This window comes from Enterorhabdus sp. P55, assembly GCF_009911695.1.
In the GTDB taxonomy this organism is placed as follows: Bacteria; Actinomycetota; Coriobacteriia; order Coriobacteriales; family Eggerthellaceae; genus Enterorhabdus.
In genome coordinates, this window is record NZ_QWKK01000051.1 from 1 (window position 1) to 15,967 (window position 15,967).

Here is a 15,967-nt window from a genome sequence, read left to right on the forward strand (position 1 = left end):
CCGCCGGGGGCCGCCGCCTCCCTCTCCCGAAAAAGACAGCTTGCATATATTACTGCTCTGGCGGGAAAGCGCAAGGGTTGATATCGACCTCCATAATTCCTGCATAAGAGCTGCAGGCGACGCCGAGAACGCCTTACTTATATAAGGAACGGCTAGGCTCCGTGGCGACCGTGGCCATGGGAGCCGCCAGTCCCTTCGCCTTGGCCCTGGCCTTGGGCGCCGCGCCCCTCCCCTGCCCCGCTGCCCGCGTGGGGGCCACGCCCGGCGCCGGCAGGGGCATCGCCCGACGAGCTCTCGCCATGGCCCGCGCAGGCGCTGATGCGATCGCGCAGCTCGCGCATGCTCATGGCCGCGCACTCGTCGAGCGTGAGCGAGGGATCGAGCGCCACGAGCTCCTGGGCGGCCTGGTAACGCGCCATGCCCATGCCGGCGGCGCTAGCCTGGTCGCGGACCTCCGTGCCGACGCTTCCGCAGGCATGATCGCAGGGAAGGGCCTCAAGAGCGGCATCCGTCTGGGCGGCAAGACGGTCGGCCAGGGCGGTGTCGGCGGAGGCGACGCTCACCTCCACGAGGGAGCCGGCGTCGGCATAGGGCGCGAAGGCGGCGCTCGTGGTGAGCGCGTCGATGGCCTCCTGGTATCCGAGGCCGGTGAGCGCCACGTCCTCGAGCAGGATGCGGCCGTCATCGTTGAGGGGGCGCGCCTCCACCACCCGGTCGAAGCGGTTGATTCCCAGCTCGATGGAGGGATTCACGTCGATGCCGACGAAGGCGACCGGCTCGCGGTAGACGGAGTGGAGGCCGAAGCCCGCAAGGGCCAGGACGAGGCATGCCGCAAGGGCCGTGATCGCGCGGGCGGGGCGACGGCGCCGAGCGGCGGCGCGCACGGCGGGAGAAGGAGCCGCGGCCTCTGCCGCAGCGGTCGGCCCGACACTCGTCGCGGGAACATCAGCGGCCAGCGGCTGCCCGGGAGCCGCGCTGGCACCCTCCGCGCCTTGGCGGGCGCGCGCCTCCTCGATGGCGGCCAGGGTCTTCTGCCGGAGGGAATCGGGCACGTGCTGGGCGTCGAGCGCGCGACGGACGCGGGCGTCGAGGTCGGTCATGCGAGCACCTCCTTCAGCTGCCGCTTTCCGCGGGCTATCCACGAGTAGACCGTGTTGACGGGCGCCTCGACCAGCTTGGCTATCTCAGGCGCCGTGTAGCCCTCGTAGATGGCGAGGTAGAGCGGGGTGCGCGGCGGGTCGTCGAGCGAGCGCAGCGCGTCGATCACCTCGTGGAGGGAGGACCCGGGCTGCGTCTCGGGGTCGTCAGATACGGCAAGGCAGGCGGCCGTCTCGTCGAAGGGGGCAGCCGTGCGGCGCGCGGCGCGGCGCAGGAGGTCGCGGCAGACGTTGGTCGCCACGCGAATGAGCCAGGCCTTGCGATGCTCCTCGCCCTCGAAGGCCTGGGCGTCGGCCAGGGCGTACTTCATGAACGTGTCCTGGAAGGCATCCTGCGCGTCGGCGTCGTGACGCAGCGACAGAAGGCAGACGCGCCAGACGGTATCGCCGTGGCGCGTCATGGCCTGCTCTATGTCATCACTCGGACGCACGGGAGCGCGAAGAACGACCTAGCGACGGCAGCCGTGCCCGTAGCCCTGGCCGCCGTGATGACCCATGCCGCGAGCGCGACCGCAGCCGCTGCCGTAGTTGTCGCAGGCACCGTCAGCGTCGGCATCGACGTAGCCGGGGCAGGAGGCGGCGCCGCGGCCGGCGCCCTGGCCGGAAGCGTAGTTGTCGCAGACGCCGTCGCCGTCAGCGTCGACGTAGCCCAGGCAGGCGGCGAGACAGCCATGGGCGCGGGCGGGCGCGCCCGCGGCAGGGGCGCCCTGACCCGGGGAGCGCTCAGCGTAGTTGTCGCAGACGCCGTCACCGTCGGCGTCGACGTAGCCAGAGCAGGAGCCGGCGCAGCCGTGGGCGTAGCCGTCGCAGATGCCGTCGGCGTCCTTGTCGACGAAGTTGGGGCAGGCGGCCAAGGCGGCCGCGGCCGGCGCGGAGGGCGAGACGGACACGCTGCCTGCGGCCGAGCCGCCAGCCGGCCCCCACGCGGCAAACGCCACGGCGGGAACCGCCAGGACGGTAAGGGCCACGGCGGCGATGAGCGCGATCATTGACTTCTTCATGGAACTGACTCCTCCTCTAGGACTCCTCTTCGCGATCTCTCTTGCCTCTAATACGAACGAGGGCCCGTGATCCTTGCAAGGATATCAGAGAAATTTGGAAAATTTCGCCCGGCAGACGCAGGGATGAGGGGCAGAGACGGAAGAAGTCACGCGTCGGGGCACAAAGAAGGGGGACGCTCTTGCGCCCCCCTTCTGCCCTCCTGCTATACGAGCTTGACGAACTTTCGCTTGCCCACCTGGATGGTGGCTCCGGCGAGGAGGGCCGGATCGACGTTGTAGGCCTTGGGAGCGAGGGGCTCGCCGTTGACCTTCACGCCGCCGCCGTCGATGAGGCGGCGCGCCTCGCCGACGCTCGGGGCCAGACCCGCCTCATGGAGCAGCTTCGCCACGTAGACGAGGCCCTCGTCGTTGGGGGTGAGGTCGGCGGCGAACGCGGGGATGTCAGCCGGGGCCTCGTGCTTCTTGAACACGAGGTCGAACTGCTCCTCGGCCGCCTGGGCCGCCGCGTCGTCGTAGTAGGAGGCCACGATGTTGCGGGCGAGCGCGCGCTTCACCTTGTTGGGATGGAGCTCGTCAGCAGCCAGGCCCGCCTCGATGACGTCGATCTCGTCGACCGGCACGGTGGAGGCCAGGCGGTGGTACTTGACCATGAGCTCGTCGGGGATGGACATGACCTTGCCGAACATGTCGGCCGGCTCGTCGGTGAGCCCGATGTAGTTGCCGTAGCTCTTCGACATCTTCTTCACGCCGTCGGTGCCCTCCAAAAGCGGCAGGGTGAGGCAGACCTGGGGCTCCATGCCCATCTTCTCCATGAGCTCGCGGCCGGCGAGCAGGTTGAACAGCTGGTCGGTGCCGCCGAGTTCCACGTCGGCCTTGATGACCACCGAGTCGTAGGCCTGCATGACCGGGTAGAGGAACTCGTGCAGGCTGATGGGCTGGGAGTTGGCGTAGCGGTTGTGGAAGTCGTCGCGCTCGAGGATGCGGGCCACGGTGAAGTTGGCCAGCAGCTTGAGGAGGCCCTCCATGTCGAGCGACAGGATCCACTCCGAGTTGTAGCGCAGGGTGGTCTTGGCAGGGTCGAGCACCTTGAAGGCCTGGTCGACGTAGGTCTGGGCGTTGGCGTCGATCTGCGCGCGCGAGAGCTGGGGGCGCGTGGAGTTGCGGCCCGACGGGTCGCCGATGAGCGCGGTGCCGTCGCCGATGATGAGGGTGACCTGATGGCCGAGGTCCTGGAACTGGCGCAGCTTGCGCAGGGGCACCGCGTGGCCCAGGTGGATGTCGGGGGCCGTGGGATCGACGCCCAGCTTGACGTTGAGCGGCTCGCCGCGCTTGAGCTTCTCGAGCAGGGCCGCCTCGGGGACGATCTGGGCGGCACCGGACTTGATGATGTGGAGCTGTTCTTCGGGAGTTATCGGACTCATCTCCTTGGGATTGGGTTCGGCTGCTGGCAGGACATTCTAGCGCAGGGTACGGGCCGCAGGCTAGCTGACGCCGCGGAAGAGGTGGCCCGAGGTGGTGTCGGGCATCTTGGCGATGGCGTTGCCGTCGTTCTGGGCCACGTGGAGCGCGCGGATGGCGCGGCCCACGGCATGGGCCGTCTCCTCGACGTTCATGAGGGTGGCGTCCACCATGAAGGCCGACACGCCGGCGGCCATGAGCTCGGGCAGGGCGGGAGCCACGTCCAGCTCCACGGAGTTGTACAGGTGGCTGCGCCCGAAGCAGTCGGTGACGACCGGGAACTCGAAGCCCTTGCGGTCACGCAGGTAATGGGGGCTCTTGCGGCGCGGGCAGACGGCGCAGTCCTCGTCACAGGGACCTTGGCTCATGAGCAGGCAGTGCTCGGTGACCATGAGCTCGGTGGCGCCGATGAGCTGCACGCCGATCTCCACCGGCGCCTCGCGGGCGAGCTCCTCGATCTGGCGCAGGGTGAGCTCGGGCGAGAGCCATACGCGCTCGGCGCCGAAGTCGCTGACCGTGCGCAGCGAGAGCGCGTTGGTGACCGGCACATGCGGCCCCACGCTGATGAGCGCGCCCTCCTCAGAGGCCCGCTGGAGCGCGCCGAGGCTCTCGGCCATGAGGGGCTTGTCCTCGACGGCGTACTTCCACACGTCGTGGGCTACGACGGCCTCGCGGGAGGAGCCGACGGCCTCGTGGTCGACCACGGGCATGATGGGGATGCAGCCCTTGGGATAGCCCGCCTGCTCGGCAGCGGCGTTCAGCTGGCCTGCGATGACGGCCTCACCGCGGCGGTAGTTGAGCGCGGGCACGTAGATGAGGTGCGCGCCAGCCCGCTTGGCCGCGCGGGCACAGGCAGGATTGGTCACCGTGACGGCGATGCGGCAGCCCGAGGGATGAGCCGCAGGCGCGGGATCGCGGGGGACGACGCGGGGCAGCGGCCGGTCGGCGGTTCCCGCCAGGATGAGGGACTGCAGGCGGTCGAGGGCCTCGGCGCGAATGTGGTGGAGCTGGGAGAACCCGATGCCCACGTTGTCGTCCAGGTCGATGGCGAGGCTCACCAGCTGGTAGGGCGTATTGCCGAGGCGGTCGATGTGGGCTGCCGCATCGTCGAGGGAGACGGCGCGAGTGCGGGCCGCCTCGACCTCCTGGCCCTCCGCGACGCCGAGAAGACCGCCCTCGGGGAAGGCGGCGGCCAGGCGGCGGGCGATGGCGAGGGAGGTGCGGGCCGCGTCGTCACGGTTCGCGGGAAGCGCCGCGAGAACCTCCGCCTCCGTGGCGAGGCGGAACGCGACGCTGAGCGGCTCGCCGATGCGCAGCGTGGCGACGCCCACGATGGGCACGCGGGGCTCGCGAGCGTCGTCGGCGAAGGTGGCCTCGGCGCTGCGCACGCGAAAGACGCGGTCGCCGGCCTTCACCGTGCGCGCCTTGCCCTCGAGGGGCAGGTGGTAACGTCCCCGCTTGTCGGTGCGAACAGGTCCCAGCGTGAGCGTGCCGTTGCCCTTGCGCGTCCAGAACTCCAGCACGTCGCCCTCGGCCAGGACGTGATCGCTCTTGAGGAAGGCGGCGGCGTCGCGCACCTCGTCAACGCGGCCGAGGAACAGCCCGCGGTTGTTGGGACGCCGATAGCTCATGATGCCGTTGCCGCGCTCCCCTTCCAGGTAGGCCGTGGTGAAGCCGCGCGAGAAGGCGTCGGTGAGGCGGTCGCGGTCGGCGTCGGTGACGCCGGGCTGCGCCGGCGCGGAGGGCGCATCTTGCGCGGAGGGGCTCGCGAGGGCCGCGTCCAGGGCCTTGCGATAGACGGAGACGACGGCCTGCACGTACTCGGGGGACTTCATACGGCCCTCGATCTTGAGAGAGGCGACCCCGGCCTCCACCAGCGCGGGCATCAGATCCACCGTGCAGAGGTCCTGGGGCGAGAGCAGGTGGTCGCCCGGCGAGGGCAGGCTCTTCTGCAGCGCTCGGTTGCGCAGCTCATAGGGCAGGCGGCACGCCTGGGCGCACAGGCCGCGGTTCGCCGAACGGCCGCCGATCAGGGAGGACATAAAGCACTGGCCCGAGTAGCAGACGCACAGCGCGCCGTGGGCGAACGCCTCCACCTCCATGCCCAGCTCGGCCGCCTCCGCAGCCAGCACGGCCACCTCCTCCACCGACAGCTCGCGGCCCAGGGTGACGCGGCGCGCGCCCAGACGGGTGGCAGCGCGGATACCGGCCAGGTTGATGGTGTTCATCTGGGTGGACACGTGGAGCCGCGCCTCGGGCAGGGTGCGCGAGAGCTCGGCGGCCAGGCCGATGTCCTGCACGATGAAGGCGTCGGCGCCGGCCCGGTAGGCCTGGCGTGCGCACTCCAGGGCGTCGGTCACCTCATCGGGGAGGATGACGGTGTTGAGCGCCACGTAGACGCTCACGCCGCGCAGGTGGGCATAGGCGCAGGCCTCGCGCAGGGCCTCCAGGGAGAAGTTCCCCGCGTTGCGACGGGCATTGAAGGCCTCCAGGCCCAGGTAGACGGCATCAGCGCCGGCGGCGACGGCCGCATGGAGCGCCTCGGGGGTGCCGGCGGGGGCCAAGAGCTCAACGGTGGGACGGGCCATGGGGTTCCTTTCTGCAGAGACAGCAAGGGCCCGGGCGATCGGCCGGGCCCTGTGGTGCGAGGGAGGACGGGGCTTACAGCTCGGCAGCGCGGGCGTCCCCGGCCTTGAGCTTGTCGATGCCCTCATCGTAGGTGTTCTGGATGTCCTTGACGCGCTGGTCGTAGGTGGCGTAGTCGAAGGGATGCTCGTCAGTGGCGCTCGCCACCTCGGTGTAGAGGGCGATGTAGCCGTTGAGCGCGTCCTTGAGCGCGTTGCAGCCGTCCACGTAGTCCTGCTGAACCTCCTTGAGCGGCTCGGGCGCCTCGATGGCAGCCAGGGCGTCGAGCGCCTTGAAGGCGTTGTCCGCCTGGGTGCGCATGGTCACCACGTCGCCGCGAGACACCGCGTCCTCGAAGCCCTCGAGCTTCTGGGAGAGGTCGTCCATGGTCTGGTTGACCTGGGCCATGTACTGACGGTTAGCCGTCTGGGCCTCGGTGGCCGGGTTGTTCTGGGCGGCGCAGCCAGCCAGCGCCACCAGCGCGCCCAGGCAGAGAGCCGCCAGGGCGAACGAGACGATGCGTGTCATCTTGAAGCTGTTCATCGATGCTCCTGTTCCGGGACCCGCGGGCCCTTCCGTCTTTATGCCGCCGGGCCGGCTTGAGCCGACCCGGAGTGGTGCCTATCGCGCTGCGGACCCCTAGGCGGCGCGACCCTGGTTGCCGGAGATGGTCCCCGGGTTGCCGCCCGTGTTCCCTCCGGTGTTGCCCCCGGTGTTGCCGCCCTGGTTGCCGCCAGTATTGCCACCGGTGTTGCCACCGGTATTCCCGCCGGTGTTGCCGCCGGTGTTTCCACCGGTGTTGCCGCCGGGGTTGCCACCCGTGTTCCCGCCTTGGTTACCGCCCTGGTTTCCGCCCTGGTTTCCGCCCGCGTTGCCGCCGGTGTTGCCCGGGTCGGTGGCCGGCGGGGTGATGGGCTGGGTGGCCGGCGGGGTGGTCGTGGCCGGCGGGGTGTCGGGGGCCTCGCCGGTCTGGGCTGCCTCGCCCTGCTTCTCGGCGTCATCGTCGCCCTTGCCGTAGTTGCCGCCGATATGGTACTCCTCGTCCCTGAAGTCCTTGATGTAGTCGGGCTTCTTGTCGGCCTTGGGGAACTTCTCGGTCTGCTGGCCCTTGAGGGCCTTGCCGAGGAAGTCGGAGAACACGCTGGCCGCCGACACGCCGCCGGGGATGGACTTGGCCTTGGTGATGTCGGCGCGGTCACCCAGCCAGATGGCCACGGACAGCTGCGGGGTGATGCCGCAGAACCAGTTGTCCTTGTAGTCGTCAGCCGTTCCCGTCTTGCCGCCGGCCTCCTGGCCGAGGCTCCAGAGCGCCGCGGCGCGGCCGGTGCCGGAGGTGACGACGCCCTTCATGACCTCGATGGTGGCCACGGCCACCTCCTGGTCGATGACGCGCTCGCCCTGGGGGTTGGAGTTGTCGACGATGACCTTGCCGTTGCGGTCGACGACGCGCTCGATGCACTCAGGGTCGTAGTGGACGCCGCCGTTGGCGAGCGTGGCGTAGGCGTCGGCCATCTCAAGCGGAGTGACGAGCGAGGTGCCCAGGGTGATGGAGCCCACCTCCTCCAGCGGGGAGGTGATGCCCAGCTTGTGGGCCATGTCGGCCACCTTGTCGGGCCCAAGCGAGAGACACAGGCGCGCGAAGGCGGTGTTGGAGGACACGGCGAAGGCGCTCGCGATGGAGCGGGTGCCGTAGTCGGCGTAGCCGATGTTGTGCACGTCCCAGCCGGGGAACTTCTCCTGGCGGCCGGCGTCGATCTTCGTCTCGGGGTCGATCCCCTCCTCGATGGCGGCGGCCAGCGTGAACGTCTTGAACGACGAGCCTGCCTGACGACCGGAGCCGCCCTCGCCCGTGGCCATGTTCACCATGGTCTGGCCCTCGCCCTCGCCATACTCTCCCTGGCTGACCATGGCCTTGATGTAGCCGTTGTCCGGGTCGATGGCGACGAGCGCTACCTCGAACGGGTCGCCGCCAGCCTGCTTCTTCTTCTTCTCGCAGGCCTCCTCGGCGTAGCCCTGCATGGTCACGTCGAGGGTGGTGTAGACGGTGAGCCCGCCCTTGAACACCTCGGCGGTGGAGTAGGCGTACTTGCCGTTGGGGTCGGTCAGCTGATTGCGCACGTAGCTCGTAAAGTAGGGGTAGGCCAGGATGCCCGACTGCGAGGGCACCTTCTCGTTCAGGGTGATGGGCTCCGCCTTGACCGCGTCAGCCTCCTCCTGGGTGACGACGTTGTTGGACACCATGCGGTCGAGCACCGTGTTGCGGCGCTTGACGGCGTTCTCCATGTTCCGGGTGGGATCGTTGTAGGTAGGCGACTGCGGGATGCCGATGAGCGTGGCCGCCTCGTTCAGGGTGAGCTCGTTGGCGTTCTTGGAGAAGTAGCGCTGGGCGGCGGCCTGGATGCCGTAGGCGCCGGCGCCGTAGTTGATGGTGTTGAGGTACATGAGGAGGATCTCGTCCTTCTCGTACTGCTCCTCCAGCTTGAGGGAGATGTAGGCCTCGCGCACCTTGCGCTTGAGGGAGATGTCGTTCATCTCGTCCGCCAGGATGGTGTTGCGGACGAACTGCTGGGTGATGGTGGAGGCGCCCTCGAGCTGGCCGCCGGCCAGGTTGTTGACGAGCGCACGGCCGATGCCGAGGATGTCCACGCCGTTGTGGGTGTAGAAGCGCTCGTCCTCGGTGGCGACGGTGCCCTTGAGCACGAGCTCGCTCACCTCGTCGAGGGTGACCGGCTGGCGGTTCTCCAGCTGGAACTCGGCCAGGACGGTGGTGCCGTCGGAGGCGTAGACGACCGTGGGCTTGGCCGTGTTGTAGGCGTCCGCGTTGGCATAGTCGGGAAGGTCCTCGATCCACGCGGTGCACAGCCCGATGACCCCGGCCACACCGGCGACCACCACGGCGACGACGACGGCCAGCGCCATCAGCACGCCGGTCTTCTTGTTGCTGGTCCGCGTTCCCTTGCGGCCCTTGATAGCCCTGGAGCCCATGATCACCTCCGTCGAAAACTGCCGCTCATTGTACCATCGGCCCGTTAGAGCAGGGGTTTCTTCACAGTTGTGGGGAGAAAACCACAGGAGGCGCGGTGGGGCAGGCAGGTGCGCGAGCGGGGGCCAGCGGGCGCGGGGCTAGGCGATGGCCGCCTCGTCGGCGGCCAGGCGCTCGCGGGCCTCGGCCAGCTGGGCGCGGACGGCCTCGTGGCCGGTGCCGCCGTAGGTGGTACGGGCCGCCACGATGGCCGGCAGGTTGAGGGCGCCGGCGATGTCGGCCTCGAACAGGTCGCATTCCGCCTTGAAGTCGTCGAGCGTGAGGTCTTCCAGGTCGCAGCCGCGCTTCTCGCACAGAAGCACCAGGTGCCCTACCACCTCGTGGGCCCGGCGGAACGGCAGCCCCTTCTTGGCCAGGTAGTCGGCCACGTCGGTGGCGGCCAGGTAGCCCTTGCGCGCCTGGGCCATCATGGCGTCTGGGTTCACCTGCATGGTGGCGATCATGCCCGCCGCGCACCGATAGCAGTCCTCGAGGGTGTTCGCCGCGTCGATGGCGCCCTCCTTGTCCTCCTGCAGGTCCTTGTTGTAGGCAAGCGGCAGCGACTTGACCGTCACCATGAGGGCCATCAGATCACCGATGACGCGGCCGGACTTGCCGCGAATGAGCTCGGCGAAGTCAGGGTTTTTCTTCTGCGGCATGATGGAGGAGCCGGTGGAGTAGGCGTCCGACAGCGTGACGAAGCCGAACTCGGCCGTGGACCAGAGGATGATCTCCTCGCAGAGGCGCGTGAGGTGCAGGGCCGACACCGAGCAGGCGTAGAGCAGGTCGAGCAGGAAGTCGCGGTCGGACACGGCGTCGAGCGAGTTGGGAATGACCGACCCGAAGCCGAGCGCCTGGGCGGTCATGGAGCGGTCGAGCGGATAGGTGGTGCCGGCCAGCGCCGCGGCGCCGAGCGGGCACGCGTCGGCGGCCTCGCGGGCGGCGGCCAGGCGCTTGAAGTCGCGGGCGAGCATCCACGTGTAGGCCAGCAGGTGATGCGAGAAGAGCACCGGCTGGGCGTGCTGGAGGTGGGTGTAGCCCGGCAGGATGACGTCGAAGTGGGCCTCAGCCTGGGCCAAGAGCGTCTGGCGCAGGGCCACGTTGGCGGCCATGAGGTCGCCGGCGCGCTTCTTGGCGTAGAGGCGCGTGTCGGTGGCCACCTGGTCGTTGCGGCTGCGACCCGTGTGCAGGCGCGCGCCCGGCTCGCCGATGGCGGCGGTGAGCGCGCCCTCCACGGCCATGTGGATGTCCTCGTCGTTCACGTCGAAGGCGAACTGACCCGCCTCGATCTGCCCGAGCACGTCGGCCAGGCCTGCGTCGATGGCGGCGGCGTCCTCTTGGGCGATGACCCCCTGGGCCGCCAGCATGGCCGCGTGCGCGCGCGACCCGGCGATGTCCTGGGCGTAGAGCGCCTTGTCCACCGGCAGGGACGCGCCGAAGCGCTGGGTGAAGGCGTCGGCGCCTTCTTCGAATCTTCCGGACCAGAGGGCCATGGGGTTCCTTTCCGAACGACGAGACGGGGGGGTGGGGGTCTGGCGCAGGGCTTCGCTCGACGCGTCGCGCCGGCGAGCCAAGGTCTCGCCGGCGCTTTGGCTTAACCTCGCTGCGCCCTGCGCCAGACCCCCTCTTCGCTTCCTGAGATTCTACGCGGTGACCGGGGCGGCGGCGATGACGGCCTCGGCCTCTTCCACGACCGCCGAGTTTTCGGCCGTGAACTCGTCGGCGGTGGAGCCGACGGCGTTGAACTGGTGCATCTTCGCGCCCATGGACAGGCGGTTCTTCGCCCACACCTTGCAGGTGAGCGCGTGCAGGTCGATGAAGCCCTTGGCAGCCTGCTGGTCGAACTCGTCCTCGGCGGAGTAGGTGGCCAGCTCGTAGGTGTAGAGCGAGTAGTCGGACTTGCGGCCCACCACGGTGCAGCTGCCCTTGTAGAACTTCAGCTTGATGGTGCCGGTGACGCACTGCTGGGTGTCGGCGAGGAAGGCGTCGAGGGCCTCCTTGAGCGGCGAGAACCACAGGCCGTTGTAGACCTGCTCGGCCCACGTCTGCTCGATGCCGAGCTTGTAGTGGAGCACGCTGCGCTCGAGGCAGAGGTCCTCGAGCGCCTTGTGGGCCTGGATGAGGGCGAGGGCGCCGGGCACCTCGTAGCACTCGCGGCTCTTCACGCCCACGAGCCGGTTCTCGATCATGTCGAGGCGACCGTAGCCGTTGGAGCCGGCGATGTCGTTCATGGCGTAGATGATGTCGAGGTAGTCCATGGCCTGGCCGTTGAGCGCGCAGGGCACGCCGTGCTCGAAGGCGACGTCCACGTAGGCGGGGGCGTCGGGGGCGTCGGGCGCCTCGGTCGGGTCGACGGTCATGGTGTAGATGTCCGCCGGCGGCTCGGCCCACGGATCCTCGAGCACGCCGCACTCGATGGCCCGGCCCCACAGGTTGTCGTCGATGGAGTAGGGCGACGCCTTGGTGGTGGGCACGTCGATGCCGTGGGCCTCGGCCCAGGCCATCTCCTCCTCGCGCGAGCCCAGATCCCAGTCGCGCACCGGCGCGATGATCTCGAGCTCGGGGTCGAGCATGAGGATGGAGGACTCGAAGCGCACCTGGTCGTTGCCCTTGCCGGTGCAGCCGTGCGCGATGTACTTGGCGCCGTACGCATGGGCCGCGTCCACCAGATGCTTGGCAATGAGCGGCCGCGAGAGGGCGCTGACCAGGGGGTACTTGTTCTCGTAAAGGGCGTTGGCGGCCATGGCGCAGGTGAGGTACTCGTCGGCGAAGGTCTGGCGCATGTCCACCACCAGACACTCGATGGCGCCGGAGGCGAGGGCCTTGGCCTTGATGGCCTCCAGGCCGGCGTGGTCCTGGCCGAGGTCGCCGGCGACGGCGATCACGTCAAGGTCGTACTTCTCCTGGAGCCACTTGATGCACACGGAGGTGTCGAGACCGCCCGAGTAAGCGAGGATGACCTTGTCCTTGGTGGTGTTCTGCTGCGTCATGATTCGTGCCCTTTCGCTTGTTCTGCTTGACTTCGTGCCCGGGTCTGCGGAACGCGGAGGCGGCTTGACGCGAACAGGGCAAGCCCTTGCGGGCGCCCCAGAAGCTTCGGCGGGATGCTGCTGCGTACCACGGCTTTTCATCGAGGGCGGGCGCCGGGCGGCGCCTGCGGGCCCCGCCTTCACGCGAAGGCGAGTGGGGAAGGGAGAAAAGCGGCCCTTGGGAGAATGCGGACGACTAACGTCGTCGCAGACGGGTCGTCACCTCGACGCGTCGGCGTCGGGTGACCGTGGAGAGAACGTCGGAGCGCACGGCAGCATCGCCAGCGAGGGCGATGTCGGTTGCTATGAGACCGGAGGTCTGCACGCCGTGGTTCCTTTCAGACGGTTCTTCCTGCGCGGCCAAACGATGACCGCGAAGCAGCTCATTGCTTGCAGGGGATGATAACGCAGGTTTCGGAAAAACACGTGAGAAATTTGCGAAACGGAAACATTGAGGGCGCGAGGAGTCCGCATCGGACTCCGGAATCAGGGAGAAACCCCTGATGAGAAGGGCGCTTTCTTTGGCGCGAGGCCCCCAGCGGCGCGAGGCCCCCAGCGGCGAGACGCCCCCAAGGCGCAATGCCGCACGTGCGGAATAGCTCGCTCGCACGGGTTGGCTGCCGCTTATTTCTTCGGGAACGAGAACTGGGAAGTTCTGTACCCGAGGATCGAGGGATTGCCCAGAACGCATCCGGAAGGAGCACCCGCATAGACGGCGGAACAGCCGAGCGGGTATTCGGCACAGCTTGCGAAAAAGGGAGTGAGCCCGCCTTGAAAGCCCCCTCCCCAAGAAAACCTAGACAGATGCGCCATCCGCCGGAGCAGGAGAAGGCGTCGGGCTAAACCGAGGGGGCTGACCCCGAGAAGTTCCGGGATCAGCCCCTAGCGGCTTGACGTATTATTCGCACCCGAGTTTTACTCGCTACGATGCCGATGGACGAGGAAACTCCACTAGGCCTCTCGCCTTAAGAAGGCGATTGCCACCACCCTGTTTGCAGGCGAAATGCAAAGACTTTCGGGGGCAGTCCAGTGGCGAACTCAGCGCTAAGCCATCAGCCGAATACTTATTCGGCTACCGTCAGCAATGCCCAGCGGGTCTTGCCGTCCATCTTCTTGACAAGCTCCTCAGCCTCGCCGTAGTACATGCACCACGCCTGGCAGTGCTGGACGCACATGGGCATCTTGCCCTCGGCGGTGCGGCTGGCGCACATGTCGCAGGCCTGGGTGATGACGGGCAGGTAGGTCCACTCCCACGTGCCCTCGAGGCCGGGGCGGTTGGCGTACTGGAACGGGCCAACCTCCTCCACCTTGATGCCGAACTCGCCCTTGGGCAGATCGAGCTCCTTCTTGCAGGCCACCTCACAAGAATGGCAGCCAGTGCAGTAGTCATAATTGACTAGGATTCCCTTTGTCATTATCAGTCTCCTTTTCCCTGCGCTACTGCTGCATCTCGGCTTTGCCATCGGCCATGGCTTTCTTCAACGCCTCCCGGCCTTGCATGTTTGCATCCTCAACCTTTTGCTGAACAGCACGTTTAACCTCATCTTGAATGAAGTCCGTTTGCCCCTCACGCTCCTTCATGGATGCAATATCGCCTGCCCAGGCGCCAGGGACGTAGTCTCCGAATCCGCCTTCTCTCGTCACCACCTCGCCCGGCATCTGATCCCCTTCCTCGTATTTATAGATTCTCGCGAGGAAGCTCTTGATGTCCGAGCCGATGCCGCCCTGGCCTGTCTCAAAAATCTTCGTCATGTTATTAATATTGGAATCAAACACGCCGTAGAGGCTGGGCTCGGCGGCCTCCTCCTCCGGGAACCACCACGCATGCTCCATATGGATGGTGTTAGGCTTGATGCCCGGGAACAGGAAGGCCTTCTGGCGGCAGCGACCATGCGGACTCTCGATCCACACCCAATCGCCGTCCTCGATGCCATGAGCAGCGGCGGTCTGGGGATTGATGGTCACGAGCGGATAGGGATGGAACTCGCGCATAGTCTCCAGCTGACGGTGCTCGCTGTGGAAGAACTCGTAGGATCGGCCGCCGGACGTGGCGATGAGCGGGTACTCCTTGAGCAGATCCGGCGTGGAGACCGGAGAGTTCTTCGGCTCGATGTGGTACGGCATCGGGTCGACGCCCCAGTGGTTGTAGCCCCAGCTCCAGAACTCGAAGCGGCCGGTGGCGGTGTCGAAGCCCGGCTGGCCGTCGGGACGGCACATGCCCTTCTCGTACTTGTAGTACTCGCTGTTCCAAGGATCGTACTTGTAGCCGCCGCGGGCCTGCAGCTCCTCGAAGTCGCCCTCGTAAGACGTGCCGCCCTCGGCGTACTGGTCGCACAGGTACCAGGTGGAGAGCTCCTTGTCGTCCTTCCACGGCCAGTTCTCGGGCTTGAGGCGCTTGCCCAGGTCGAGGATGATATCCTCGTCGGACTTGGCCTCGTAGTAGCTCGTGCACTTGGAGATGGAGCGCGCCGGCGTCCACCAGGTGCGCACGGCGTTGCGCTCGCAGCTCATGGCCACGGGCAGCACGATGTCGGCGTGGGCCACGGCGGTGGGGGTCATGAACGGGTCGGCGACGACGATAAAGGGAATGTTGTTCATGGCGTTATAGGCACGTGGCGCATCCATGCTGGAGCAGGCGATAGGGTTGCCCGACTCAATCCAGAGCATCTGGATCTTGAAGGGCTCCTCAGCCTCAGAGGCGTGAATAAACGAGTCTGCGGACGCGCAGGCCACGATGTCTGACTCCTCGATGCCAGCCGAGGTAGTAAGCTTATGCTTATAGTTCTCACGCGGGATCTTGAAGTCGCCCAGGCCGTAGCGCTTCTCGATGTCAAAGGCGCACTTCATCAAAAGGTTGCCACCAGGCCTATCGATATTGCCGGTAACGCCCATAAGGTCCAAGGCTGCCGCCGACACGCCCAATGCAGAAAGCTGCTGCTCGAAAGCGAGGCCCCACTGGATGGAGGCGGACTCGGCGGTTGCGTAAATGCGCGCAGCCTTGCGGATATCTTCAGCAGGCACATCGCAGATCTCGGCCGCCCAGTCGGCGTCCTTGCCCTGCACCGACTCGACGAGCTGCTCGTAGCCGTAGCACCACTTGTCGATGAAGTCGTGGTCGACGAGGTCCTCGTTGATGATGGTGTTGAGCATGCCGATGCCAAGGGCGCCGTCGGTGCCGGGACGCACCTGCAGCCACACCTCGGCCTTGGCGCCGAGCCAGGTCAGGCGCGGGTCGATGGAGATGATCTTGGTGCCCATCTGCATGCACTCGACGATCCAGTGGCCCAGGAAGCCGTCAGCGTTGGACTTGAGCGGCTCGTTGCCCCACACCATGATGACGTCGGGGCGGCGGAAGGTGGGATCCGCATACCTCAGCTCATGCGTCTCGGACACGTCGATGATGTTCATCTCGCCCATCTTTGCCGATGAGGCAATCATGCGGGGCAGGTAACATGCAAAGCCGGAGAAGCCGAAGTTGCTAACATTAGGCGTCTCAAGCGCAGTCGACGCGAAGAGAGGAAGCTGCCAGCCGATGTTACGGCCGGTGCCATGATCGAAGAGGATGGTGTGGGACCCGTAGTTCTCCTTGATGTAATTAACCTTCTCCACGATGATGTCGTAGGCCTCGTCCCAGCTGATGCGCTCCCACTTGTTCTCGCCGCGCTCGCCAGCGCG

The 15,967-nt window shown here is 67.2% G+C and carries 12 protein-coding genes; all 12 read right to left on the reverse strand.

Annotated elements, in window-relative coordinates; genetic code table 11:
* Nucleotides 1-152: 152 nt before the first annotated feature.
* On the reverse strand, nt 153-1,100 hold the full coding sequence (locus tag D1643_RS06375; protein ID WP_160709788.1) for a hypothetical protein: 948 nt from the start codon (nt 1,098-1,100) through the stop codon (nt 153-155).
* Nucleotides 1,097-1,588 (reverse strand): RNA polymerase sigma factor, encoded by a 492-nt coding sequence (locus D1643_RS06380; protein WP_370520310.1) that lies wholly within the window; start codon nt 1,586-1,588, stop codon nt 1,097-1,099. The genes D1643_RS06375 and D1643_RS06380 overlap by 4 nt, the downstream gene beginning before the upstream one ends.
* Before the next feature lie 18 nt (nt 1,589-1,606).
* Nucleotides 1,607-2,158 (reverse strand): hypothetical protein, encoded by a 552-nt coding sequence (locus D1643_RS06385; RefSeq protein WP_160709792.1) that lies wholly within the window; start codon nt 2,156-2,158, stop codon nt 1,607-1,609.
* Between the two features lie 203 nt (nt 2,159-2,361).
* Nucleotides 2,362-3,579 (reverse strand): tyrosine--tRNA ligase, encoded by a 1,218-nt coding sequence (gene tyrS, locus D1643_RS06390; RefSeq protein ID WP_160709794.1) that lies wholly within the window; start codon nt 3,577-3,579, stop codon nt 2,362-2,364.
* A gap of 60 nt (nt 3,580-3,639) precedes the next feature.
* Complete coding sequence (locus D1643_RS06395; RefSeq protein ID WP_160709796.1) at nt 3,640-6,204, reverse strand: DUF3656 domain-containing protein; 2,565 nt, start codon at nt 6,202-6,204, stop codon at nt 3,640-3,642.
* A gap of 73 nt (nt 6,205-6,277) precedes the next feature.
* Nucleotides 6,278-6,784 (reverse strand): hypothetical protein, encoded by a 507-nt coding sequence (locus tag D1643_RS06400; protein WP_236643428.1) that lies wholly within the window; start codon nt 6,782-6,784, stop codon nt 6,278-6,280.
* Between the two features lie 96 nt (nt 6,785-6,880).
* A complete protein-coding gene (locus D1643_RS06405) occupies nt 6,881-9,226 on the reverse strand; it encodes a transglycosylase domain-containing protein (protein ID WP_160709798.1) in 2,346 nt (781 codons plus the stop codon).
* Nucleotides 9,227-9,364: 138 nt separating this feature from the next.
* The gene (gene argH / locus D1643_RS06410; RefSeq protein WP_160709800.1) at nt 9,365-10,756 is read right to left on the reverse strand and encodes an argininosuccinate lyase; all 1,392 of its coding nucleotides are present in this window, start codon (nt 10,754-10,756) and stop codon (nt 9,365-9,367) included.
* Between the two features lie 150 nt (nt 10,757-10,906).
* A complete protein-coding gene (locus D1643_RS06415; protein WP_160709802.1) occupies nt 10,907-12,253 on the reverse strand; it encodes an argininosuccinate synthase in 1,347 nt (448 codons plus the stop codon).
* Nucleotides 12,254-12,488: 235 nt separating this feature from the next.
* A complete protein-coding gene (locus D1643_RS12080; RefSeq protein WP_255478061.1) occupies nt 12,489-12,617 on the reverse strand; it encodes a hypothetical protein in 129 nt (42 codons plus the stop codon).
* Between the two features lie 739 nt (nt 12,618-13,356).
* Nucleotides 13,357-13,707 (reverse strand): 4Fe-4S dicluster domain-containing protein, encoded by a 351-nt coding sequence (locus tag D1643_RS06420; RefSeq protein ID WP_160709804.1) that lies wholly within the window; start codon nt 13,705-13,707, stop codon nt 13,357-13,359.
* 22 nt (nt 13,708-13,729) lie between these two features.
* On the reverse strand, nt 13,730-15,967 hold a 2,238-nt coding region (locus tag D1643_RS06425), incomplete at its 5' end, for a molybdopterin-dependent oxidoreductase (protein ID WP_160709806.1).